Here is a 23,840-nt window from a genome sequence, read left to right on the forward strand (position 1 = left end):
AATCAGTGGATGGTTACAGCATCCAGCCGAGTTCGGCGGCGGTGACCTGTTCCTCGAAGCGGCGCAGTTCGGCGCTTTTGCAGGTGTGCCACAGGGTGCAGAACGCCGGGCCGAGCAGCTCGCGCAGCGGATCGCTGTGGCGGAACAGCGCCAGCGCCTCCTGCTGGCCGAGCGGCAAGGGTGCGGCGTTGTCGCTTTCGCAGCCGTTGGCGGCGGGCGGCAGCGGCAGCGGGTGTTCCAGCCCGTGCAGCAGGCCGCCGAGCATCACCGCCAGCGCCAGATAGGGGTTGGCGTCGGCGCCGGCCAGGCGGTATTCGATGCGCTGATTGGCGCTGTCGGCGCAGGGCAGGCGCAGCGCCACCGTGCGATTGTTGTGGCCCCAGGAGGCGCGCAGCGGCACGTGCATGCCGGGGCGGAAGCGGCGAAACGCGTTGATGTTGGGCGCCAGGATCGCCATCGACGCCGGCATCAGCGCCAGCATGCCCGCCATCGCCTGCTGCATGTTGTCGCTCAGTTCACCCGGCGCGCCGGTCAGCAGGTTCTCGCCGTGCTCGTTCTGCAGGCTGATGTGAAAATGCAGCCCGCTGCCGGCGGCATGGGCGCAGGGCTTGGCCATAAAGCAGGCGTGCTGGTGATGTTGCTCGGCAATCTGCCGCGTCAGGCGCTTCAGCGCCATGATCTGGTCGCAGGCTTCCAGCACGCGCCGGCTGTGATGCAGGTTCAGCTCGTACTGGCCGGAAGCGGCTTCGGCCACCACGCCGGTCAGCGGCAGGCTTTGCAGCCGCGCGTGCCGTTCGATGTCGCTCAGCAGCGCATGGTGGCGCTCGGGCGCATCCACCGCGAAGCTCTGCGTCGGGCAGGCTTCCGCCTCGGCGGGGCGCTGCGGATCCTGCAGGTAGAACTCCAGTTCGGCCGCCACCACCGGGAAGCAGTTGCGCTCGTGCAGGCGCTTCAGCACCCGTTGCAGCACCACGCGCGGCTCCAGCTCGCAGGCGTCGCCGTCGGCGTTTTGCATCGTCAGCAGCAGCTGGGCGTGGCGTTCGGGATCGCGCGCGCAGGGGCGCAGCGTGCCGGGCACCGGCAGGCACAGCCGATCCGGCTCGCCCGCCCGCTGCCCCAGCCCGCTTTCTTCTATCACCCGGCCGTGCAGATCCAGGGCGTAGATCGACAGCGGGAAGTAGCAGCCTTTTTCCAGGCCAAAGGCTTCGGCGATCGGCAGGCGCTTGCCGCGCAGCTGGCCGTTCAGATCGTGCAGATAAATATCCAGCTGTTCGGTATCTGGATAGCGCTGCAGGTAGTGTTCCAGCTCTTTGCGGAAGGTGCGCGTCGGCGATGCGGGCAGCTCCGCCAGCAGGGGATTGAACCCGATGATATTAGCATGCATGGCGCGCTCCAGAACGAAGACCGGTCACGGACAGAGGCAGGGATAAACGCATGAGACAACTCTCTTGTGAGGCCATAGCGGCGATGTGAAAAGGGTATCTGCGGCGGCAAAAACTGTCTGTAAAAACGCCGTAACGTTAACGGGGTGCGGAATAAAAATGCCGTAAAGAGCGCGGCGGGTTGGCCGGGTCGGCACGGTCTATACTGGCGAGAGGGTCGTAGAAGGAGAGATAACGATGAAGAGAATAGGGCTGCTTATCGCCGCGCTGGCCGCGTTCCACGCCACCGCGTCTTCCCCACAGGCGTGGGCCGAGAGCGAACGGGCGATGCGCGCCGCCTGCCTGAAAGCCAGCGGGCTAAAAAACGCCAGGGTGGAAGGGGAGATTATTCACTACGGTGATGACGTCGGCTATTCGGCGCTGTTTATCGGCGGGCGCTACCCGCAGCCGTTTATGAAAAACCAGCCGGGCAGGGAGCTGTGCTTATATCAGCGCGCCACGCAGAAGGCGGCGGTGCAGGCGGTGGAGGGGAGCAGTGCGTCTGCTCAACCTTGATGATTGATGAGATAAATAAAAATACAGCCTACGGTGGTAATAATTGCCTCTACGAGCAAAAGTATAAAGTCCATCGCCAGCCACTTCTGTAGTTCAGGAGAGGCGGTTTTTTGCACGAAATCGTAGGTTTTCGCATCGAGCCAAACGTGATCCCTTATTTTTATTTTTTTCCTCTTCAGGATCCAAAGAAACCACTGTGCCTTCAATGAGGTACCTGGCATGCCGAGGCTATCGGCAAAGGCGACGTAGGGCGGAATAAAATATCCGCTGCCGGCGTAACGCTGATAGAACGCGTCAAACTCTTTTTTATGGCGACGGTAGCCAATGAATTGGATGAAGGCGCTTAAAACCAGCAGCGTTAAGCATAATATGACAAGGGTTTTCATCGAGCAGCCTGAATCACGATATTCTCGCTATCATCATAAAGATCAATGTCATGATGAAGAGCAGGCCTTCCAGCGCCAAAAGCGTGCCGTTGTTTTTCATCCAGGTCTGCAAGCGTTCAGATGATGAAAGACGAACAAATTCATAGGTCTTGGCGGGAAGATATTGGTTTTTCTTCACCTTGATTTTCTTGCCGCAAAGGATCCCTCTGAACCATTGGACTTTGATGGAAGTACCTAAAGAGCCAAGGCCATCGGCAATTGCGACGTGAGCAGGGACAAAGTGGCACTGTTGGGTATAGCGTCGATAAAAAACATCGAACTCGCGTTTATAGCGACGAGAGTAAATATATTGAGCAAGCCAACAAACTAAGAGCAGCGCAGCTGCAATAAGTGATGCTGTTTTCATAAGCCACCGGCTAAGGTTCAAGGGGCGTTATGCCTTGCTCAAAAAAGCAAAGATACACATCAACGCCAAACACCCCATTTTCAGCACGCTTAAGATGAAGTCTTTTCGAATCCAGCTCTTCAGATGTTGAGATGTGTTTTCATTCACGAATTCGTAGGTTTTTGGGCTCAGAAAAGCGTTTTTCCCTATCTTTATTTTTCTGCCATTCAATACCCAACGGAACCATTGTGCTTTGATAGACACACCGAGCAAACCAAGGTTATCCGCGAAGATGACGAATGGAGGCAAGGGATGGGCGCTTTGCACATAACGTTGATAGAATTCAGTAAATTCGTTTCTATAGCGCCGATAGTAAAGGTACTGCACCAGGGCGCTAATCAATGTCAGAGTGAAGAACAGGACGATAGCGATTTTCATTATTCACCAAAAATGAAACCAGTAATGCTGTCGGCGGCTACACCGCCACCCCAACTGCCAGCTGCGCCACCCAGAGCAGCGCCTGCTATACCACAAGCTAAAATACCGGTACCAAACGTGGAGGCGCCTAAGACGATACTGCAAGCCGTCATTGCTAGCATTGCACCGCCTTCACCCCCCAAAATCCCCGCCGCAGTACTTGCCGCAAAATGACTGTATCCCTTCACCGCGATCTTGGCGCACTCCTGTTCGCGACCGGTGGTGCAGGCGTTGTAGACGTCGTTGGTGGTATTCAGCCCACTCAATCCGATGCCGATCCAGCCGCCGGCTTTCATAAACTTGGCCGCCCGGCTGGCGCTGTCGACGTAGTTCGAATAACCCTTAATGGCGCCGACGCCGGCGGTGCTCCATTCATGCACCAGCGATTTACTGGAGAGCCCTAGCGCGTGTTTGATTTGCGCATACTCTTTCATATTGAGTTGAGCACGAGTAAGGCGATTCAGTAACGGTTTTAATGTACCGAACAGCCGCGCTCGTTCCACCTGAAACTGGGTGCCAATCAACGCGCCACTCGTGCGGAACTGATTTTGGTAGGTTTTTTCAATCTCAACCAGGATATTCTTGATCTGGCTGAAGTAGCGTTCTCCGGCATCCGAAGCCAGCCCGACGACCGTTTCCCCATAGCTGGTGAAGGCGGCGATAGCGGCGTAATTGCGGTGCAAGAAGGTGGAGAAATCGCTGTCACCGGCTTTCACCGCTTTGCTGGTGCGGCTCTTGGCCTGCATCAGGGCGGCGATCTGCGTAGATTGATTATGATTGCGCGGATCGGCGACGATCAGCATTTGCCCCGGTTGAACCAGCGGCGTATCGGCATTGAGCTGCATAAAAAAGCGGGCCGCTTCCGATGGCTTGCCACCGAACAGGTAGTTGGCGTGGAAGGCGAGCGGGCCGGTTTGTTGGGCGATGCAATAGCCCGGTGCGATGCTGCTGGACTTCTGTTCCATGTCGAAAAGCCTCCTTATTTTTAGGAAACTTAACATTTTCTACAGGGTGGTAACAGGTTCTGGCTCACGCTCTCGATCGGAGAATCATCTGAAAATGCTGGTGCCGCTTTACCCGCCACTCCCCGCCATCTCCCGTTCGATTACCGTCGCCAGCGCCTGAGCGGCGGAAGAGAGTTGGTGCTGCGCCAGGCGGATCAGGCCCACGCGCCGTTCGATAATCGGGCCGATCAGCGGCACGCAGACCGCCCCCAGCTCATCCATCTGTTGCTCGCACAGCGCCGGCACCGCGCTGGCGCCGAGGCCGTTGGCCACCATGCGCCCGACCGTCACCAGCTGGTGGCTCTCAAACGCCACCTCCAGCGTTCGCCCGCTGCGGGCCAGCTCCTGCTCCAGCAGCAGCCGCACCGCTGATGGCCGCTGCAGGGTGATGAAATCCAGCGTCAGCAGCTCCTTCCAGCTCACCTGCGCCCTGCGTGCCAGCGCCGAATCCTTCGGCACCACCGCCAGAAAGCGATCGCGGCACAGCGGGGTGAAGTGCAGGGTGTCGCTCGGCTCCGGCTCGAAGGCGATGCCCATCTCCACCCGGCCTTCGCGGATCATTTCAAACACCTGCTCGTTGATGACGTCGTGCACCGCCACGTTGATGCCGGCGTAACGATCGCGAAAGGCCTTGAGGATCGGCGGCAGCGGGTTGCCGGCGAACGACGGCATGGCGGCAATCGCCACCTTGCCCATCTGCAGGGTGAAGCGCTGACGCATCGCCTCTTCCGCGTTATCCCAATCCGCCAGCAGCTGGCGCGCCATCGGGAAGAAGGTTTCGCCCTCCGGCGTCAGCGTCACCCGGCGGGTGGTGCGCAGCAGCAGCGGCCCGCCCAGCGCGTCTTCCAGCCCACGGATCGCCAGGCTGAGCGCCGGCTGAGAAATATTCAGCCGCTCGCTGGCCTGGGCGAAATTCAGAGTGTGAGCTACCGCTAAAAACGCGCGTAACTGTTTGATGCTCATTTTCATTTTGGCTGGCGTTAACTCTTTGTTAATTGTCAGTTAACGAGTGATTAATAAAAATTCTAAATGAATGCGGCATAAAAACAAAATTAACAAATCATTTTTGTGACCTGAAGATGCCCTCACGCAAGCCAGGGCATTTCGCCCTGCGCCGCAACATGCAGGGGCAACGATATGGCAGGGCTCGACAAACGCGTCGGCAGCTACCAGGAAGCGCTGGCAGGCCTGACGGACAACATGACGGTGCTGGCGGGCGGCTTTGGCCTGTGCGGCATCCCGGAAAACCTGATCGAAGAGATCCGCCGGCGCGGCGTGCGCGGCTTGACGGTGGTTTCCAACAACTGTGGCGTCGACGGGTTCGGCCTCGGGCGGCTGCTGGAAACCCATCAGATCCGCAAGGTGGTGGGATCTTATGTCGGTGAAAACGCGCTGTTCGAGCAGCAGGCGCTCAGCGGTGAGCTGGAGGTGGATCTCACGCCGCAGGGCACGCTGGCGGAGAAGATCCGCGCCGGCGGCGCCGGCATCCCGGCGTTCTTCACCGCCACCGGTTACGGCACGCCGATCGCCGAAGGCAAAGAGGTGCGCGAGTTCAACGGCCGCCCTTACATCATGGAAACCGCCATCACCGGCGATTTCGCCATCGTGAAAGGCTGGAAGGCCGATCACTTCGGCAACGTCATCTACCGCCACACCGCGCAGAACTTCAATCCGCTGATGGCGACCGCCGGGCGCATCACGGTGGTGGAAGTGGAAGAGATCGTGGCGCCGGGCGAACTGGATCCGGCGGCGATCCACACCCCCGGCATCTACGTCGATCGGCTGATCCAGGGCACCTTCGAAAAGCGTATCGAACAACGCACCCTGCGGGCATAAGGAGAATTCGCATGCTTACCCGTGAACAAATGGCGCAGCGCGTGGCGCAAGAGCTGAGAGACGGTTACTACGTCAACCTGGGCATCGGCATACCGACGCTGGTGGCCAACTATGTGCCGGCGGGCATGGACGTGATGCTGCAGTCGGAAAACGGCCTGCTGGGGATGGGCGAGTTCCCGACCGAGCAACAGCTGGACGCCGACATGATCAACGCCGGCAAGCAGACGGTCACCGCGCGCCTCGGCGCGTCTATTTTCGATTCGGCGCAGTCGTTCGCCATGATCCGCGGCGGCCATGTCGATCTGACCGTGCTGGGGGCGTTTGAAGTGGACGTCGAGGGCAACATCGCCTCGTGGATGATCCCCGGCAAGATGGTCAAGGGCATGGGCGGCGCGATGGATCTGGTGGCGGGGGCGGAGAACATCATCGTGGTGATGACCCACGCCGCGAAGGGCGGCGAGTCCAAGCTGCTGCCGCGCTGCACGCTGCCGCTGACCGGCGCCAACTGCATCCGCAAGGTATTGACCGATCTGGCCTACCTGGAAATTGAAGACGGCGCCTTCGTGCTGCGCGAACGCGCGCCGGGCGTCAGCGTGGCGGAGATTGTCGCCAAAACCGCCGGCCGGCTGATCGTGCCGGAGCAAGTGCCGGAAATGCGTTTCTGAGACGGGAGGTGAATGTGCAACAACGTGAAGTGGTGATCGTGGCGGCGACGCGCACGCCGGTCGGCAGTTTTCACGGCGCGCTGGCGCCGCTGACGGCGGTGGAACTGGGCACGGCGGCGGTGCAGGGGCTGCTGGCGCAAAGTGGCGTGCCGCCGCAGCAGATCGATGAAGTGATCCTCGGCCAGGTGCTGACCGCCGGCTGCGGGCAGAATCCGGCGCGCCAGACCGCGCTCAACGCCGGGCTGCCCGTTACGACGCCGGCGCTGACCATCAACAAGGTGTGCGGCTCCGGTTTGAAGGCGGTGCATCTGGCGGTGCAGGCGATCCGCAGCGGTGACGCCGACGCGGTGATCGCCGGCGGTCAGGAGAGCATGAGCCAGTCGCCTTACCTGATGGCCGGCGCGCGCGCCGGCCTGCGCCTCGGTCACGCGCAGATGGTGGACAGCGTGATCCACGATGGCCTGTGGGACGCGTTCAACGACTATCACATGGGCATCACCGCCGAGAACCTGGCGGAGAAATACGCCATCAGCAGAGAAGAACAAGACAGGTTCGCGCTGCGCTCGCAGCAGAAGGCGCAGGCGGCGCAGCAGGCCGGGCGTTTCGCGCAGGAGATCACGCCGGTGACGGTGCCGCAGCCCAAGGGCGAAGCGCTGCGGGTAGAGCGCGACGAACAGCCGCGCGACACCAGCCTGGAGGCGCTGGCGCGGCTGCGCCCGGCGTTTCGCAAAGAGGGCACGGTGACCGCCGGCAACGCCTCGTCGCTCAACGACGGCGCCGCCGTGGTGCTGCTGATGAGCGCGGAAAAAGCCGCCGCGCTGCGTTTGCCGGTGCTGGCGCGCATCGCCGGTTACGCCTCGTCGGGCGTCGAACCGGCGATCATGGGCATCGGCCCGGCGCCGGCCGCGCGCCGCTGCCTGGAAAAAGCCGGTTGGCGGTTGGAGGAGGTCGATCTGATCGAAGCCAACGAAGCTTTCGCCGCGCAGGCGCTGGCGGTGGGTAAAGAACTGGGCTGGGAGGCGGAACGGGTCAACGTCAACGGCGGAGCGATCGCGCTGGGGCATCCGATCGGCGCGTCCGGCTGTCGCATTTTGGTGTCGCTGCTGTTCGAAATGCAGCGCCGCGGGGTGAACAAGGGGCTGGCGATGCTGTGCATCGGCGGCGGGCAGGGGGTGGCGCTGGCGGTAGAGCGCCCGTAAACAACCGAGGAGGGCACCATGCAGTCATCTGACTATGCGGTACTGGGCGCCGGGCTGATGGGGGTGGGCATCGCCACCCACTTTATTCGCCACGGCCATGAGGTGCTGCTGTATGACCCGGATCCGCAGCGCCGGGCGGAAGCGCCGGCGGTGGCGAGCGGCATTCTGGCCGAGCTGAGCGACGTCGGGCAGTTTGATAACGATGAGCGCGAAGCGGCGCTGGCGCGTCTGCGCGTGACCGGCGATCTGAACGCGGTGGCGCGCGCCCGGCTGCTTATTGAGGCGATCCCGGAACGGCTCGAGCTGAAGCATGCGCTGTATGAGCAGTTGGAAGGGCTGATCGCCGATGACGCGGTGATCGCCAGCAACACCAGCGGCCTGCTGCCGGACGAGCTGGCGGCGCGCATGACCCATCCGCAGCGCCTGCTGATCGCCCACTTTTGGCATCCGCCGCACCTGATCCCGCTGGTGGAGATCGTGCCCGGCAGCGCCACCGAGCCGCGCCATCTGGCGGCGGTGCAGGCGCTGCTCGGCGAGATGGCGCTGGAGGCGGTGCTGCTGGAACGCGCCGCGCCGGGGTTTGTCGGCAACCGGCTGCAGTTTGCGGTGCTGCGCGAGGCGCTGCACATCGTCCACAGCGGCATCGCCAGCGCCGAGGTGGTGGATCAGGTGATGCGCGCCTCGCTGGGGCGGCGCTACGCCATGGTCGGCCCGCTGGAGGCCGCCGACATGACCGGGCTCCCGACGGTGGCGGACATCGCCCGCCACCTGTTCCCGGAACTGGCGACCGGTGACGAGATGATGGCGCTGGTGGAACAGCGGCTGCAGCGCGGCGATACCGGCCAGCGCAGCGGCCGGGGATTTTATCTTTGGGATGAAGCGCGCAGGGAACGCATCCAACGGCGACGGGCGCATCAGCTGCGCTTTGCGCTGAAACCGTAATTTCGCACGCCGTACCTGACAATAACAACGATAGCGAGGTGCCTGATGAGCGTTTTGATTGCCCTGGCAGCACTGGGATTACTGATGCTGGCCGCCTACCGCGGCTACAGCGTGATTTTGTTCGCCCCGATCGCTGCGCTGGGCGCGGTGCTGTTGACCGACCCCGGCGCGGTGGCGCCGACCTTCACCGGGCTGTTTATGGAGAAGATGGTCGGCTTTGTGAAGCTCTACTTCCCGGTGTTCCTGCTGGGGGCGGTATTCGGCAAGCTGATTGAGCTGTCCGGTTTTTCCCGTTCGATCGTCGCGGCGGCGATCCGCATTCTCGGCCGGCGTCACGCCATTCCGGTGATCGTGCTGGTGTGCGCGCTGCTGACCTACGGCGGGGTGTCGCTGTTTGTGGTGGCGTTCGCGGTTTATCCGTTCGCCGCCGAGCTGTTCCGCCAGAGTGGCATCCCCAAGCGGCTGATCCCGGCCACCGTGGCGCTCGGCGCCTTCTCCTTCACCATGGACGCCTTGCCCGGCACGCCGCAGATCCAAAACATCATCCCGACCAGCTTCTTCGGCACCAATGCCTGGGCCGCGCCCTGGCTGGGGCTGATCGGCTCGCTGTTCATCATCGCGGTCGGCCTGCTGTATCTTGAACGCCAGCGGCGCAAGGCGCAGTTGAAGGGGGAGGGTTACGGCACCGAGCTGCTGAACGAACCGGAAACCCCGGACGATATCAACCTGCCGAATCCGCTGATCGCCATCCTGCCGTTGATTCTGGTCGGGGTATTCAACCTTGCCTTCACCCATTGGATCCCGCAGTGGTACGGCGCCAGCCACGATCTGACGCTGCCGGGGCTGGCCAAGCCCATCACCACCGATGTGGCGAAGATCACCGCCATCTGGGCGGTGGAAGCGGCGCTGGTGTCGGGTATTCTACTGGTGGTGGCGTTCGGCTTTGGCAATATTCGCGGCCGGCTGGCGGAAGGCAGCAAGACGGCGGTCGGCGGCGCAATTCTGGCGGCGATGAACACCGCCTCCGAATACGGCTTCGGCGCGGTGATCGCCGCGCTGCCGGGCTTTTTGGTGCTGTCGCAGGCGCTGTCGGCGATCCCCAATCCGCTGCTGAACGAAGCGATCAGCGTCACCCTGCTGGCCGGCATCACCGGCTCGGCCTCCGGCGGCATGAGCATCGCGCTGGCGGCGATGGCCGATAACTTCGTGGCCGCCGCCCACGCCGCGCATATCCCGCTGGAAGTGCTGCACCGGGTGGCCTCGATGGCCAGCGGCGGCATGGATACCTTGCCGCACAACGGCGCGGTGATCACCCTGCTGGCGATCACCGGCCTCAGCCACCGGCAGGCCTATGGCGGCATCTTCGCCATCACCCTGATCAAGAGCGCCGCGGTGCTGTTCGTGATCGGCGTGTTCTACCTGACCGGCATTGTTTAAAGGAGCGATACCATGAGTGTACAAGGCAAGACCGCGCTGGTGACCGGCTCGACCAGCGGCATCGGCCTCGGGATAGCGTCCGTGCTGGCCGCCGCCGGCGTGCGCGTGATCCTCAACGGCTTTGGCGATGTGGAAGCGGCGAAAGCGCAGGTTGCCCGGCTGGGCGCCGCGCCGGGGTATCACGGCGCCGATCTCGGCGATGCGGCCCAGATAGCGGACATGATGCACTATGCCGAGCGTGAGTTCGGCGGCGTGGACATTCTGGTGAACAACGCCGGCATTCAGCACGTGGCGCCGCTGGATCAGTTCCCGGTGGAGAAATGGAACGCCATCCTCGCCATTAACCTGTCGGCGGTGTTCCACACCTGCCGGTTGGCGCTGCCGGGGATGCGCGAGCGCAACTGGGGACGCATCATCAACGTGGCGTCGGTGCACGGGCTGGTGGCGTCGAAAGACAAGTCGGCCTATGTGGCGGCCAAGCACGGCGTGGTGGGGCTGACCAAGACGCTGGCGCTGGAAACCGCCCGCACGCCCGTCACCTGCAACGCCATCTGCCCCGGCTGGGTGCTGACGCCGCTGGTGCAGCAGCAGATCGACAAACGCATCGCCGCCGGTACCGATCCGCAGCGGGCGCGCGATGAGCTGTTGGCGGAGAAGCAGCCTTCGCAAGAGTTCGTCACGCCAGAGCAGCTCGGTGAGCTGGCGCTGTTCCTATGCAGCGATGCGGCGGCGCAGGTGCGTGGCGCCGCCTGGAACATGGACGGCGGTTGGCTGGCGCAGTAGTGAGATTTTCCCCGGAGCGCGCAACGCGCTCCGTCGTTATTTCCCGCCTTTAATTAATTCCCTCGCGTGACGGTTTACCTGCGGCAATAATATTTATTTGTTATTTGCTATCATTATTCCCAGATAATCACGCTGGGTTATTTTGGATGAAACGTGCTGATTGGTTTATTTTGTGCTGCGGTTATTACATTGTTTTTCTCCGTGTTACAGGTGAACACGTTTTTGCTGAAATTAAATCCAACCTGAAATAATGGCAGGTTATGGCGTAAATTTTTATATCTTGCGTGCGCTGCTCACATCGGTTAATTATTTCTGCGTGGCTTAAGACCACCGCGTTTATAACAATAATTTTTTCGGGCAGGGGTAATAATGAGAAAAAATACAACGCCAATATTCATTGGCGGCGTCTTGCTGTCGGCGTTATCCGCCGGCGCACAGGCCGAGATCACCATTCTGGATAAAAACCCGCAGAGCAATGTGTTGCTGGCACCGCTCAGTTTAAAGGTGGGCGGCAGCATTCGCCCCGAGTGGATCTTCAATAACGGCCCGGAGCCGGGCTATGACAAAAACGGCCACGACGGCGGCACGCGTTTTCGCTTCAGCGGCGATTATGCGCTGACGCAGGACACCTCGATCATCGGCTATTACGAGTGGGGCGTCGATCTGGCGCACGCGCTCAGCTGGGACGGGCACTATAACGAAGACGGCAAGCGCGACTATCAGCGCCAGCTGTACGCCGGCTTCAAAGACGATCGTTACGGCACCCTGACCTATGGCCATCAATACGGCATCTATTATTCGGTGGTCGGCATCAAAAGCGACGTCTGGGATAACGATGGCCATGCGGGCGGCACCGGCATCGGTATTTCCGGCGACTATGACGGCGGCAATAAACCGAAAAACAGCATCAAATACACCAATGATTTCGGGCCGGTCACGCTGTACGCCAACTATTTATTGCCGGAAGACGATCTGCACACCGCGGATAACCTGATTTATCGCCGCAAAGGCGGCGGCGGGCTGGGCTTCGATTACAAGGTGACGAAAGACTTCACCTTCAGCGCCGCCTACAGTTATACCGATGCGAAGATCAAAGATAATCTGTACAGCGAAAAAGATTATCACCAGCAGCTGTCCGGCACCGCGTTAACCTGGCAGCCGAATAACTGGTATATCGTCGGTACCGCCAGCTACTACAAAGATTATGTGCCGAGCACCCGCCAGCGCACGCTGTCGCACTTCTTCGCCGGTGACGGCTACGGGCTGGAAGGCTTCGTCGGTTACACCTTCAATATCGACAAGCCGTTTCTCAAATCCGTCCAGCCTTATGTGGCGGCGGACTCGCTGCGGCTGAAGGGAGACGAGGCGTATCACGCCAACCACGTCTATCTTGGCGCGGGCACCACCATCGGTTACGGTCTGTCGGTGTATGTGGAGCGCACGCTGGCCAACAGCAGCGACAACGAGCCGGATTCCACCTGGATAACGGTGTTCTACGACTTCTGATTTTCACCTGCTCCAAGCTGGCGCCTGCGCCGGCTTTTTTACATGGTGATCGCACCGCCCAGGGTCTCTCCAGAGGCGTTGCGCTCCGCCAGATAGCGCGCCGGCGGTTTGCCCACCGCCTTTCTGAACATGGTGACGAAGCCGCTGGCGCTCTCGTAGCCCAAATCCAGCGCCACCGTCTGTACGCTCTCGCCCTGCGTCAAGCGCTGCAGCGCCAGCATTACGTGCAGCTGGCGCCGCCAGTGGCCGAAGCTCATGCCCATCTGCTGTTGCAAGGTGCGGCTGAGGGAGCGTTCGCTCATGCCGATGCGCTGCGCCCACTGCCCGAGGGTGGATTTGTCCGCCGGGCTGCTCAGCATGCCTTCGGTCAACTGCCGGATGCGCGCGTCGTCGGACACCGGCAGATGCAGATTCTCGATCGGCGCGGCCGCCAACTGATCCAGCAATACCGCCGTCAGACGCCCCTCGGCACCCTGTTCGTCGTAAAGCGGCTCGAAGGTGCTGGCCTGCAGCAGCAGCTCGCGCAGCAGCGGCGAGACCGACAGCGTGCAGCAGCTTTGCGGCAGGCCGACGGCGGCATGTTGATCGACGAACAGGCAGTAGGCCTCGGTGGAGCCGGCGCCCTGGGCGTTGTGCAACACGTTGCCCGGCATCCACAGCGCGCACTGCGGCGGCACCAGCCACAGCCCGTTTTCCACTTCGCAGCGGATCATGCCGCGCACGGTGTAGATCAGTTGCGCCTTCCGGTGGCGGTGCGGCTCGACTTCCCAATCCTGCTCGAGAGTCGAACCTTGCAGGGCAAACAGCGGGCGCGGCACCTGATCGATATCCAGACAGTGGCGGGGGATCTGTACTTTCATGAGAATAGTTCTCAATTTGGCGGAATTGAAAAGTATTATGTCCTGATTGCGCAATGCGGTCTAGCGCCGGTGCCGATAAAGTAAGCGCCAGTTCTAAACCCTTTCGCGAGGAAACTGATTATGTCATTGGATAGCGCCGACTTTCCGCTGGTATGGATGCGCCGCAGCGGGCGCGATACCCAGGCCGAGCTGGCCGAATTCAGCGCGCTGCTGGCGCGCGCCGAACCCTTTGTCCTGATGACCGACCGCAGCGTCGGCGATGAAGAACAAGAACATGACCGCGATGCCCGCACCCAGGTGGCGCTGTGGAAGCGCGATAACCGCGAGGCGCTGAAGCGGTGGGTGAAAGGCATGATCATGCTGGAACCGGACGACGCCAAACGCGCGGCGGCGGAAGAATTCGCCGAATACGGCGCCAAATTCTGGGGCTATCCGGTACTGGTGGCCGCCGATGAAGCCGCAGGGCGGGTATTGGCGCAGACGTTATTGTTAAAATAAGGGGAACACCATGCACCAGCAACAGGTGATTGAACAGCTGCTGGCCTGGATCGAGCAGAGCCTGGATCAGCCGCTGACGCTGGACGACATCGCCGCCAAGTCCGGCTACTCCAAATGGCATTTGCAGCGGATGTTCAAGCAGCATACCGGCCATATTCTCGGCACCTACGCGCGCCGCAGAAGGCTGACCGCCGCCGCGCGTGAACTGCGCCTGACCGGCACCAGCGTGGCCTGCATCGCCGATACTTACCAGTTCGATTCGCAGCAGACCTTCACCCGTTGCTTCCGCAAGCAGTTCGGTCTGCCGCCGGCCAGCTATCGTCGCAGCCAGGATTGGTCGAGCTATGGGCTGCAGCCGCCGCTGCGCCTGACCGAAGCGCCATTGCCGCAGGCCGATATCGTGACGCTGCCCGCGATGCAGCTGGTGGGGCACACTCAACGCCGCCACTGCACGCTGGGGCAGCTGGCGGCCTCCAAGTGCGAGCTGCGCCGCCACGCCTGGCGGCAGTTGCTGCAGCCGCAGGCGCTGCCGGAGGTGGTATACGGCCTCACCAGTCTGGAAGTTGACCGGTGCCGCCGGGGCAGCCCGCGCATGGCCTACACCGCCGCTCTGCCGGACGAAGGGGCGCCGGGAGAACGGGTGACTATCGAGCAGGGCGAGTATGCCCGTTTCACCTACCAGGGACAGGCGGAAGGGTTACAAAACTTTATTGTCCGGCTGTATGACACCGCCATGCCGCAGATGAACGCCATTCGCCGGCCAGGGCAGGATATCGAGCGTTTCTACCCGGCGCAGGAGGGCAGTTGCCCGCTCGGCGGCGCGGCGATCCGCTGTGAATATCTGATTCCGATACGGCGGGAGGAAGCGTTGGCCGCCGCCAGCTAGGCGGCGGTTCTCGCAAAAAATCGCCGGCGTGGCGCGTCAGGTTACAAAAAATTGCGATATTACATCGGTAATGGTTCACACTTTGATTGATGTGCACATATAATGCGCATCCGGTCAAATCCCCCCTGGTTTTTCAGGCCGCAGCGCCGTCAGCTGCCGGCTGAAATTCAACGGGGCAAAGTGGCCGTAGAAACCAATACCCATAATCGCCAGTGGCCTTGACCAACACGAAGATGAAAATGAGCATTCGCGCGTTATTAACCCTGTTTACGGCACTGGTTGCATTCAGCCAGGCTGCCTTCGCCGTCGTCTACCCGCTGCCGCCAAAAGACAGCCGTTTGGTGGGCGAAAATATCCAAATCACCGTACCGGAAGACAGCAAACTGCCGCTGGAAAGCTTCGCCGCCCAGTATCAGATGGGGCTGAGCAACATGCTGGAGGCCAACCCGGGCGTGGATCCGTTCCTGCCGAAGGCCGGCAGCACCCTGACTATCCCGCAGCAGCTGATCCTGCCGGACGCGCCGCGTGAAGGCATCATCATCAACAGCGCCGAAATGCGTCTGTACTATTACCCGAAAGGCTCCAACACCGTGGTGGTGCTGCCGATCGGCATCGGCCAGTTGGGTAAAGACACCCCGCTGAACTGGACCACCACCGTGCAGCGCAAGAAAGACGGCCCAACTTGGACGCCGACCGCCAAAATGCGCGCCGAATACGCGGCTGACGGCGAGATCCTGCCTGCGGTGTTCCCGGCCGGCCCGGATAACCCGATGGGGCTGTATGCGCTGTATGTCGGCCGTCTGTATGCCATTCACGGCACCAACGCCAACTTCGGCATCGGCCTGCGTGTGAGCCACGGCTGCGTGCGTCTGCGCGCCGACGACATCAAGTACCTGTTCCAGAACGTGCCGGTCGGCACCCGCGTGCAGTTCATCAACGAACCGATGAAGGCCACCGTCGAACCGGACGGCTCGCGCTACGTGGAAGTGCACAACCCGCTGTCGGCCAACGAAGAGCAGCTGCAATCCAAGGATCCGGTGCCGTTGACCATCTCTGCGCCGGTCGGCAAAGTGCTGATGGACGCCGGCGTCAACCAGAGCGAAGTGGACGCGGCGATCAAGGCCCGTTCCGGCATGCCGGTGAAAGTGAACTGATTGCCCAGAGCTTCAGTGAACGATAAAAAAGACGCCTGCGGGCGTCTTTTTTTATGCTTTCAGCTTCCGCTGTTGGCGCGGTGAATTTATTGCTTCCCTATCATCGTCTTTAAAACGAAAAGCGCCGACTCATGTTGGTCTTTATTGACTCGTTCGAGATACATATTATCAATCGCGTCGGCGATGGGGCGGCTGGCTTCGAACAGCGCCTGCCCAGCAGGCGTCAGGTAAATAAATCGGCGGCGCTTATCATGCTCGCCGGCTTCCCGTTTTAATAGACCTTTTCCTTCCATGCGGCCTAGCAATTCGGCCAGCGCGGCTTTACTGCTGATCGCCGCTTCCATTAATTCGATTTGTTCAATGCCCGGCGTTTCTGAAACGGTGGCCAGAATGGAATATTGTTGTTTGCTGAGTTCAGGAAGCGATTTTTGCCATTGAGCACTATGATCCTGAAGCAGTTCGCGAATGAGGTGGAAAAAAGTATTGGCCAGCGTTCTGTTCATACATTATTCCCTGAAAGGAAAAAAGCTAACAATAATATCAATATAACAAAATAAGCCGATAAGGGATACCTGTCCGGAAAGTTGTTCGCTTACGAACGGTTACATATTGCCCACTTGTTTTATCGCTATCTCGGGACTAGATTTGATGAATCGTTCGTATACGAACTTTGTGAGGTGTTGCATGAGATTAGTGATCGCGATGACGGGCGCGACCGGGGCGCCGCTGGGTACGGCGCTGCTTCAGGCGCTAAAAGACATGGAGGGCATAGAGACGCATTTGATCTTGAGTAAGTGGGCCAAAACGACCATTGAACTCGAAACAAATTGCACCGTGCATGACGTGATGGCGATGGCCGACGTGACGCACGGTTCTGCCGATCAGGCCGCCACGATCTCTTCAGGTTCTTTTCATACGGACGGCATGATCATTATTCCCTGCAGTATGAAAACGTTGGCGGGTATTCGAGCCGGTTATGCTGAAGGGCTTATTGGCAGAGCGGCGGATGTGATTATCAAAGAAGGGCGGAAGTTGGTGTTGGTTCCCAGAGAAACGCCGTTGAGCACTATTCACTTGGAAAATATGCTCGCGCTCTCGAAATTGGGGGTGTCATTGGTTCCCCCCATGCCCGCTTATTATAACCACCCCACTCATATTGATGACGTTACCGATCATATTGTCGCACGCGTGCTGGATCAATTTGGTCTTGATCATCGCCGAGCAAAGCGCTGGGCAGGACTAAAAGAAAATAGCAAAAAAACCACTGACACCGAGGAAGGTTAAATATGGCTTATGACGATCTGCGAAGTTATTTAGCGGCGCTGGATGAGGCCGGACAATTACTCGATATTACCGAGGAGGTTCAGGCGGAACCGGATATCGCCGCGGCAGCCAACGCCACAGGCAGAATGGGTGAGGGCGCCCCCGCCATTGCATTCAGGAACATTAAAGGCTTTGAACACGCGCATGTGGTCATGAATACCATCGGGTCATGGCAGAATCACGCCATAGCCCTGGGGCTCCCGCCGGCCACGCCGGTGAAGCAGCAAATCGATGAGTATATTCGCCGCTGGGATCATTTTCCCGTCTCTGCGGAACGTCGCGATAATCCGCCCTGGGCCGAGAACGAGGTCAACGGTGAGGAGATTAATCTGTTTGAGATCCTGCCGCTGTTTCGCTTAAACGACGGCGACGGTGGATTCTACCTGGATAAGGCCTGCGTGGTTTCCCGCGATCCTGAAGATCCGACCCACTTCGGCAAGCAAAACGTCGGCATTTATCGCATGGAGGTGAAGGGCAAGCGTAAGCTGGGCCTGCAGCCCGTGCCGATGCACGACATCGCGCTGCATCTGCATAAAGCAGAAGAGCGCGGCGAGGATCTGCCTATCGCCATTACGCTGGGCAATGACCCGATCATTACGCTGATGGGGGCGACGCCGCTCAAATACGATCAGTCGGAGTATGAAATGGCCGGCGCCCTGCGTGAAAGCCCGTACCCGATAGCGACGGCCCCCTTGACCGGCTTTGATGTGCCCTGGGGTTCCGAAGTCATCATTGAAGGGGTGATTGAAGGCCGCAAGCGCGAGATTGAAGGCCCGTTCGGCGAATTTACGGGGCACTATTCCGGCGGCCGCAACATGACGGTGGTGCGCATCGATAAGGTTTCTTACCGCTCGCGGCCGATTTTCGAATCCCTGTATCTGGGCATGCCCTGGACAGAAATCGACTACCTGATGGGGCCGGCCACCTGTGTGCCGCTGTATCAGCAGTTGAAAGCCGAGTTTCCGGAAGTGCAGGCGGTTAATGCGATGTATACCCACGGGTTGCTCGTCATCATTTCCACTAAAAAGCGTTACGGCGGTTTCGCGCGCGCGGTGGGGATGCGGGCGATGACCACGCCGCATGGGCTGGGCTATGTGAAAATGGTGATCATGGTCGATGAGGATGTCGATCCCTTCAACCTGCCGCAGGTTATGTGGGCGCTGTCCGCCAAGGTCAATCCGGCCGGCGATTTGGTGCAATTGCCGAATATGTCGGTGCTGGAGTTGGATCCCGGCTCCAGCCCGGCGGGGATCACGGACAAACTCATCATTGACGCGACCACGCCGGTGGCTCCGGATACGCGCGGCCACTACAGCCAGCCGGTCAAGGATTTACCCGAAACCGCCCTGTGGGTGGATAAATTAACCGCCATGCTGGCTAACCGTCATTAAGGAGTTCCTATGATTTGTCCTCGTTGTGCCGATAAACAGATAGACGTCATGGCGCATTCACCGGTCAAGGGTGTGTGGACGGTATACCAGTGTCAACACTGCCTTTATACCTGGCGTAATACCGAACCTGCTCGCAGAACGGAACGGGAGCATTATCCGCCCGAGTTTCGCATGACTCAGCAGGATATCGATAATGCGCCGGAAGTGCCGACCATTCCTCCTCTTCTGAGGAAATGAAACCGCAGGCGGGGAAAGGCCCGCCTTTTCATGGAAATACCAATGATGAGAAATGAAGACGTCGTTTTGCTTGACGCCGCCTGGCAGCCCTGCGGGACGATGCCCAAAGATCAGGTCCACACGCGGCATACGCCGCTGCATCTGGCTTTTTCATGCTACCTGTTTACTGTCGAGGGTGCCGTGCTGGTCACCCGGCGCGCGTTGAGCAAAACCGCCTGGCCGGGGGGCTGGACCAATTCTTTTTGTGGGCATCCCCTGCCGCAAGAGGCGCTGGCGCAGGCCGTTATACGTCGCGCTCAGGTTGAATTGGGCACGGAAGTCGAGCAGATAACGCTGCTGAGCGACGCCTTCAGTTATCAGGCGACCGACGTGTCCGGCATCATGGAGAATGAGGTTTGCCCGGTATTTGCCGCGTATTGTAAAGGCGCTCTCTGCGCTAATCCGGATGAAGTGGCGGATTATGCGTGGGTCGATCTCAATAACTTAATGGCGGCTGTAAAATTAACGCCATTCGCTTTCAGCCCGTGGATGGTTTCTCAATTGAATACCGGTGCGATAACATCAGGTTTGAAAAAATACAGGGATGCCATAACCATAAAGAGCGCAGCGCGCGACATTAGGGACGGTGCTGTAATAAAATAAATAGCCACCGCAAGGGTGACTATTCATTCATGTTTACAGGCTGCCGCCGACCGAGGTCGAAGTGGAGCCGATAGTCTCGCGGAAATGTTTCGCGTAGTCGGCCACTTCCTGCTGCGTATGCGTCAGGCCATAAAGACCCAGCCCCACACCGCCTGCAACGCCGCCGATAATGGTGCCGACCAATTGGCCGACCGCACCGGCAATAAAGCCGCCTGCGCCTGCGGATTTACCTGCAATCAGCGCGCCGGTCATGGCGCCGTCCAACAGCCCATCCCAGGCCGCGTTCAGATCGCCACCGCTAACGTACTGTTCTTCATATTGACTAAGTACTTTCATATACAATCCTTATAAATAAAAGGGTGACTTAGTGGGTTTAATTAAATTCTAAAATAACGCTGTAGCGCCATTTCACTTTAAAAATATAACGACTGCCATTTAATTGGCAATATTCCATTCAATGAAGGGTGTTATTTGGTTAAATATAGTCGCATTTATTTTTTGGCGAGTGTTTTAAAGAGGGGGGTTGGGAATTTTCTTGGGAAAAATAGCAGATATCGCTGGGAGGTGAGAGGCAAAGCCGCCACCGGTTGGCGCAGCTTGTCACTATTTTCACATTTATTGTCTCGTCATCCGCACGGCGTTAGGCCCACATTGCAATTATTCCATTAAAAACTATCGCTAATTAATGAGTTATATCTCCGCATTTATTGCCCGCCATTGAAAAAATTCTCGCAAAAAATCTCCACTGTGAAAATAAGATCACACAAGCGTAACAAAAGGTAAACAAACCCCTCCTATATTGGCTGCTTCGCTTTTGGAGGGAGTGTCATGCGTAACTGGAACGAACCGAAAAAGAACAAAGCGCACATCGAACTGATCCCGATGATCGACGTGATGATGTTTTTATTGGTGTTTTTCGTCTTGATCAGCCTGAACGTCATTCCGGCGCTCGGGCTGAAAACGCAGCTGCCGTCCGCCGGCAGCGCGCAACAGCTGAAACCGCAGAAGAAAGCGATCATCACGCTGGGGGCCGACGAACAGCTGCAGCTGGATGGCCAGCCGATCGCGCTCGACGCGTTGGTCAACACGCTGAAGCAACAGCAGCAGGCCAACCAGACCACCACCATCATCGTCAACAGCGATAAAGGCGTGGCGGTCGAGCGGCTGGTGGCGGTCATGGACAACCTGCGCCAGGGCGGCTTCTTCTCCGTCTCCATCGCGACACGGAAGCTGTGACATGTATCTGCTCTATCGCTCACGTCATCTTTTCAGCTGGTTGCCGGCGCTGATTGTCGCCGGTTGCCTGCTGTTCGCCAGCCAACAGGCGGCGCTGAAGATCCAGCCGCGCTACGACGAAACCGCCATTGAACTGGCGCTGGTGGAACCTGAACCGGCGCCGGAACCCCAACCGGAAACGCCGCCGGAGCCTCAGCCCGAACCGCCGCCGCCCGAGCCGGAGCCGGAGCCGATCCCCGAACCGGTGGTGCCGGCGCCGGAACCGATCGTGGAAGCCAAGCCGGTGCCGAAACCGCAACCGAAGCCCAAACCCAAACCGGTGAAAGAGAAAGCCAAACCGGTAGAGAAACCTAAACCGACGCCGGCGCCCGCCGCACCGCGCGCGCTGGTCAGCAAGCCGGCGGCGCAGCCCGCACCGGCGGCGCCGAAGGTGAACGCGCAGGCGATAGAAAACGGCTACCTGCTGGCCTTGCGCCGTGAGCTGGAACAGCGCAAGCGCTACCCGAGCGGGCGGCAGGCCTCGCTTGAGCGCCCGCAGGGCAACGTCGAGGTGTGGCTGGAGGTCGATCGCAGCGGGCGGGTGCTCTCTTCCGGCATCGCCAACAAGGCCGCCAGCATGCTGCTGAATCGCGCGGCGATGAGCAGCCTGCAAAGCATCAGTTCAGTGAAGCCGTTCCCGAGCGAGGCGTTCGCCGGGCAAACAACCAAAAGATTTACCGCGACGTTCAATTATCAGGCGCCTTAGCGCAAGGGTTAATCGTTTGATTTTTAAGGGATGCACACAATGAAATCGTTTAATCGTTCTGGGATCTATCTGGCGGTGATGTCGGCGATGCTGCCGGGCGCCGCGCTGGCGGCCGACGCCACCGATGTCGGCACCATCAGCGTCAAGGGGCAGTCGCTCGGCGGCGGCATGATGGTGCAGGACGACAGCGCCAAGGCGCGCTCCACCGTCACCAAAGAGGCGATGGACAAAATGCCGTCGGCGGCCAACGCCATCGATAAACTGAAATACACGCCGGGCCTGAACGTCAACAGCAACGACGCCAGCGGCCTGAGCGGCGTGGACTACACCATGCGCGGCATGAACTCGGATCAGATCGGCCTGTCGATGGACGGCATCCCGATCAACGACTCCGGCAACTACGCGGTCTACCCGAACCTGCTGGGCGACGCGGAAAACCTGGAGGAGGTGTTCGTCACCCAGGGATCTTCCGAAGCGGACGGCCCGCACATCGGCTCCAGCGGCGGCAACATCGGCCTGGTGACGCGCCGCCCGGCGAAAGACTTCGGCGGTTTCGTCAAGCAGACGCTGGGCAGCAACAGCCTGAGCAAAACCTTCGCCCGCCTGGAGACCGGCGAGTACAACGGCTTCAGCAACTGGCTCTCCTATTCGCACACCGAGGCGAAGAAATGGCGCGGCGAGGGGCGGCTGTACTCCGACAAGTTCGAGATGAATTCGCTGTATGAAGACGGCAACGGCAACAGCAGCAATCTGGTGATGAAGTACAACCGCCAGAACAACACCAACTACAACACCCTGAGCAAGGCGCAGTTCCAAAACGACGGCCGTGACACCGATTATGTCACCTCGCCGGAGTACAACAGCAAAGGGCAGTTGAACAAGTATTACAAGATTGAACGCAACCCGTTCGAGAACTTTACGCTGTCGTTCACCCAGAAACTGCAGCTGCGCGACAACCTGTCGCTGACCCTGCAGCCGTATTACTACTGGGGCAACGGCGGCAGCTTCAACGGCCAGACGGCGTCGGTATTGTCCAGCACGTCGGACAGAGCCGGGCAGTATGACCTCAGCAACCTGCAGTCCAACACCTATTACCGCCCGTCGTGGACCCAAACCTGGCGGCCGGGCATCACCACCAAGCTGAAGTGGGACATTAACGATCAGCACAGCCTGGATATCGGCTACTGGTATGAACGCGCGCGCCAACTGCAGACTCAGCCGTTCATCAGCATCAAGGGCGACGGCAACCCGTCACAGATTTGGGGGAAACCCGGCGGTTCCGATCAGGTGAAGGACGCCAACGGCAACACCGTGCAGGGGCGCAACCAGTACACCATCACCCCGGCACAGAAAGTGTGGCTGCAGGACACCTGGTTTGCCACGCCGGACTGGACCTTCGTCGGCGGCCTGGCCTATCAGTACGTGGAGCGTAAAGGGGACAACCGCGGCAGCCTGTACAACGTGCCGGAGAAGCGCAAAGCCACCTATCACGAATTCCTGCCGAACTTCAGCGCCAGCTATAAGGTGAACCAGGAAAACCAGGTGTTCTACAACCTGACGCGCAACATGCGCACGCCGCCCAACTACGTGCTGTACAACGTTGGCGACTCGCTCAGCACCAAGCCGGAGCTGAGCTGGAACCACGAACTGGGCTGGCGTTTCCAGCAAGAGGACATGCTGCTGAGCGCCACGCTGTTCTACATGCGCTACAGCGATCGCCAAATCTCCACCACCAACGCGGCCGGCGACTACGAGATGATGAACATCGGCAACGTGGAGAACAAAGGGCTGGAGCTGGAGTGGAGCGGCCAACTGCCGCATAACTTCAATTACTACACCTCTTATACCTATACCCAATCGAAGCAGAAGAACGACATCGTCAGCAACGGCGGGCAGCCGCTGCCGACCTCCGGCAAAGAGGTGCCGAACGTGCCGAAAAACCTGCTGAACATGACGTTGGGTTATGACGACGGGCTGTATTACGGCAGCGTCAGCGGCAAGTACGTCAGCGCATTCTACGGCGACTTGACCAACGACGAGAAGATCGGCGGCCGCACGGTATTCGATCTGGCGGCGGGGGTGCATCTGCCGGTCGACAAGAAAATCGTCAAAAGCGCCGCGCTGCGCTTTGGCATCAGCAACCTGTTTGACAAGGAATACCTGACCTCGGTGCGCACCACCACCTTCAACGCGGCGCCCTACGGCGGCGTGAAGGCCAGCACCCCGTATTACAACGTCGGCGAAGAACGCACCTTCAGCGTCTCGCTGGAAGCCACCTTTTAACTGAATGCCCCGCTGCCTGCCGGGCGGC

General features: G+C 59.8%; 26 protein-coding genes and 1 pseudogene. 18 read left to right on the top strand and 9 right to left on the bottom strand.

What is annotated here, in order from left to right; all coding sequences use genetic code 11:
* Positions 1–13: 13 nt before the first annotated feature.
* A complete protein-coding gene (locus AC2CGI_RS14165) occupies positions 14–1,384 on the bottom strand; it encodes a glutamine synthetase family protein (RefSeq protein WP_015376490.1) in 1,371 nt (456 codons plus the stop codon).
* A gap of 235 nt (positions 1,385–1,619) precedes the next feature.
* Between AC2CGI_RS14165 and AC2CGI_RS14170 the strand changes: the two genes are divergently transcribed.
* Complete coding sequence (locus AC2CGI_RS14170; protein ID WP_021504192.1) at positions 1,620–1,937, top strand: hypothetical protein; 318 nt, start codon at positions 1,620–1,622, stop codon at positions 1,935–1,937.
* Here AC2CGI_RS14170 and AC2CGI_RS14175 read toward each other — a convergent pair.
* The 5 genes from AC2CGI_RS14175 to AC2CGI_RS14195 all read right to left on the bottom strand — a co-directional run bounded on the left by AC2CGI_RS14175 (position 1,928) and on the right by AC2CGI_RS14195 (position 5,158).
* Positions 1,928–2,323, bottom strand: a complete 396-nt coding sequence (locus AC2CGI_RS14175; RefSeq protein ID WP_015376492.1) for a hypothetical protein — start codon at positions 2,321–2,323, stop codon at positions 1,928–1,930. The genes AC2CGI_RS14170 and AC2CGI_RS14175 overlap by 10 nt on opposite strands.
* 13 nt (positions 2,324–2,336) lie before the next feature.
* Positions 2,337–2,729, bottom strand: a complete 393-nt coding sequence (locus AC2CGI_RS14180; RefSeq protein ID WP_041922177.1) for a hypothetical protein — start codon at positions 2,727–2,729, stop codon at positions 2,337–2,339.
* Between the two features lie 27 nt (positions 2,730–2,756).
* Positions 2,757–3,146, bottom strand: a complete 390-nt coding sequence (locus tag AC2CGI_RS14185) for a hypothetical protein (RefSeq protein WP_015376493.1) — start codon at positions 3,144–3,146, stop codon at positions 2,757–2,759.
* Positions 3,146–4,150 (bottom strand): hypothetical protein, encoded by a 1,005-nt coding sequence (locus AC2CGI_RS14190; protein ID WP_015376494.1) that lies wholly within the window; start codon positions 4,148–4,150, stop codon positions 3,146–3,148. Before AC2CGI_RS14190 ends, AC2CGI_RS14185 begins: the two co-directional genes overlap by 1 nt.
* A 108-nt stretch (positions 4,151–4,258) precedes the next feature.
* The gene (locus tag AC2CGI_RS14195) at positions 4,259–5,158 is read right to left on the bottom strand and encodes a LysR family transcriptional regulator (RefSeq protein ID WP_044029783.1); all 900 of its coding nucleotides are present in this window, start codon (positions 5,156–5,158) and stop codon (positions 4,259–4,261) included.
* A 168-nt stretch (positions 5,159–5,326) separates the two neighbouring features.
* Here AC2CGI_RS14195 and AC2CGI_RS14200 point away from each other — a divergent pair, with 168 nt between their 5' ends.
* From AC2CGI_RS14200 to AC2CGI_RS14230, 7 genes are all read left to right on the top strand, one after another.
* Positions 5,327–6,025, top strand: coding sequence for a CoA transferase subunit A (locus AC2CGI_RS14200; RefSeq protein WP_004933280.1), 699 nt, complete (start codon positions 5,327–5,329; stop codon positions 6,023–6,025).
* Positions 6,026–6,036: 11 nt separating this feature from the next.
* Positions 6,037–6,690 carry a CoA transferase subunit B gene (locus AC2CGI_RS14205; RefSeq protein ID WP_025305151.1) on the top strand — a complete coding sequence of 218 codons (654 nt, stop codon included), beginning with the start codon at positions 6,037–6,039 and terminating at the stop codon, positions 6,688–6,690.
* 14 nt (positions 6,691–6,704) lie between these two features.
* Positions 6,705–7,889 carry an acetyl-CoA C-acetyltransferase gene (locus tag AC2CGI_RS14210; protein WP_076740902.1) on the top strand — a complete coding sequence of 395 codons (1,185 nt, stop codon included), beginning with the start codon at positions 6,705–6,707 and terminating at the stop codon, positions 7,887–7,889.
* A gap of 18 nt (positions 7,890–7,907) precedes the next feature.
* Complete coding sequence (locus AC2CGI_RS14215) at positions 7,908–8,831, top strand: 3-hydroxyacyl-CoA dehydrogenase family protein (protein ID WP_076740903.1); 924 nt, start codon at positions 7,908–7,910, stop codon at positions 8,829–8,831.
* 42 nt (positions 8,832–8,873) lie between these two features.
* Positions 8,874–10,268, top strand: a complete 1,395-nt coding sequence (locus tag AC2CGI_RS14220) for a GntP family permease (protein WP_197716273.1) — start codon at positions 8,874–8,876, stop codon at positions 10,266–10,268.
* Positions 10,269–10,280: 12 nt separating this feature from the next.
* Positions 10,281–11,051 (top strand): 3-hydroxybutyrate dehydrogenase, encoded by a 771-nt coding sequence (locus AC2CGI_RS14225; RefSeq protein ID WP_076740904.1) that lies wholly within the window; start codon positions 10,281–10,283, stop codon positions 11,049–11,051.
* Positions 11,052–11,420: 369 nt separating this feature from the next.
* Entirely contained in the window at positions 11,421–12,557 is a 1,137-nt protein-coding gene (locus tag AC2CGI_RS14230; protein ID WP_049186600.1) for a porin, read from the top strand.
* 38 nt (positions 12,558–12,595) lie between these two features.
* Here the strand turns inward: AC2CGI_RS14230 and AC2CGI_RS14235 are convergent, their stop codons facing one another.
* Positions 12,596–13,417: an AraC family transcriptional regulator gene (locus AC2CGI_RS14235; protein ID WP_021504183.1), complete on the bottom strand. Its 822-nt coding sequence runs from the start codon at positions 13,415–13,417 to the stop codon at positions 12,596–12,598.
* A gap of 120 nt (positions 13,418–13,537) precedes the next feature.
* Here AC2CGI_RS14235 and AC2CGI_RS14240 point away from each other — a divergent pair, with 120 nt between their 5' ends.
* The 3 genes and pseudogenes from AC2CGI_RS14240 to AC2CGI_RS14250 all read left to right on the top strand — a co-directional run.
* A complete protein-coding gene (locus AC2CGI_RS14240) occupies positions 13,538–13,915 on the top strand; it encodes a hypothetical protein (protein WP_076740905.1) in 378 nt (125 codons plus the stop codon).
* Positions 13,916–13,925: 10 nt separating this feature from the next.
* Positions 13,926–14,801, top strand: coding sequence for a helix-turn-helix domain-containing protein (locus AC2CGI_RS14245; RefSeq protein WP_076740906.1), 876 nt, complete (start codon positions 13,926–13,928; stop codon positions 14,799–14,801).
* Between the two features lie 233 nt (positions 14,802–15,034).
* A pseudogene (locus AC2CGI_RS14250) lies at positions 15,035–15,952 on the top strand (L,D-transpeptidase family protein); the annotation flags it as partial.
* An 89-nt stretch (positions 15,953–16,041) separates the two neighbouring features.
* Here AC2CGI_RS14250 and AC2CGI_RS14255 read toward each other — a convergent pair.
* On the bottom strand, positions 16,042–16,458 hold the full coding sequence (locus tag AC2CGI_RS14255; RefSeq protein ID WP_004933256.1) for a MarR family winged helix-turn-helix transcriptional regulator: 417 nt from the start codon (positions 16,456–16,458) through the stop codon (positions 16,042–16,044).
* Positions 16,459–16,639: 181 nt separating this feature from the next.
* On the opposite strand from AC2CGI_RS14255, the gene AC2CGI_RS14260 reads away from it, so the two are divergent.
* Genes AC2CGI_RS14260 through idi form a run of 4 tightly spaced genes read left to right on the top strand, consistent with a single transcriptional unit; the run spans position 16,640 to position 19,548 of the window.
* On the top strand, positions 16,640–17,239 hold the full coding sequence (locus tag AC2CGI_RS14260; RefSeq protein ID WP_076740907.1) for a non-oxidative hydroxyarylic acid decarboxylases subunit B: 600 nt from the start codon (positions 16,640–16,642) through the stop codon (positions 17,237–17,239).
* A 2-nt stretch (positions 17,240–17,241) separates the two neighbouring features.
* The gene (locus tag AC2CGI_RS14265; protein WP_015376505.1) at positions 17,242–18,669 is read left to right on the top strand and encodes a non-oxidative hydroxyarylic acid decarboxylases subunit C; all 1,428 of its coding nucleotides are present in this window, start codon (positions 17,242–17,244) and stop codon (positions 18,667–18,669) included.
* A 9-nt stretch (positions 18,670–18,678) separates the two neighbouring features.
* Positions 18,679–18,906 (top strand): non-oxidative hydroxyarylic acid decarboxylases subunit D, encoded by a 228-nt coding sequence (locus tag AC2CGI_RS14270; RefSeq protein ID WP_004933250.1) that lies wholly within the window; start codon positions 18,679–18,681, stop codon positions 18,904–18,906.
* 42 nt (positions 18,907–18,948) lie between these two features.
* The gene (gene idi, locus AC2CGI_RS14275) at positions 18,949–19,548 is read left to right on the top strand and encodes an isopentenyl-diphosphate Delta-isomerase (RefSeq protein WP_076740908.1); all 600 of its coding nucleotides are present in this window, start codon (positions 18,949–18,951) and stop codon (positions 19,546–19,548) included.
* 33 nt (positions 19,549–19,581) lie between these two features.
* On the opposite strand, the gene AC2CGI_RS14280 is transcribed toward idi, so the two are convergent.
* Positions 19,582–19,884 carry a DUF5862 family protein gene (locus AC2CGI_RS14280; protein ID WP_004933246.1) on the bottom strand — a complete coding sequence of 101 codons (303 nt, stop codon included), beginning with the start codon at positions 19,882–19,884 and terminating at the stop codon, positions 19,582–19,584.
* 492 nt (positions 19,885–20,376) lie between these two features.
* Here AC2CGI_RS14280 and AC2CGI_RS14285 point away from each other — a divergent pair, with 492 nt between their 5' ends.
* Genes AC2CGI_RS14285 through AC2CGI_RS14295 form a run of 3 tightly spaced genes read left to right on the top strand, consistent with a single transcriptional unit; the run spans position 20,377 to position 23,812 of the window.
* Entirely contained in the window at positions 20,377–20,784 is a 408-nt protein-coding gene (locus AC2CGI_RS14285) for an ExbD/TolR family protein (RefSeq protein ID WP_004933244.1), read from the top strand.
* Between the two features lies 1 nt (position 20,785).
* Positions 20,786–21,529 carry an energy transducer TonB family protein gene (locus AC2CGI_RS14290; protein WP_076740909.1) on the top strand — a complete coding sequence of 248 codons (744 nt, stop codon included), beginning with the start codon at positions 20,786–20,788 and terminating at the stop codon, positions 21,527–21,529.
* Between the two features lie 39 nt (positions 21,530–21,568).
* Positions 21,569–23,812 (top strand): TonB-dependent receptor family protein, encoded by a 2,244-nt coding sequence (locus tag AC2CGI_RS14295; RefSeq protein ID WP_004933238.1) that lies wholly within the window; start codon positions 21,569–21,571, stop codon positions 23,810–23,812.
* The last annotated feature ends 28 nt before the right edge of the window (positions 23,813–23,840 follow it).

The organism is Serratia sp. LSHTC3 (assembly GCF_057197125.1).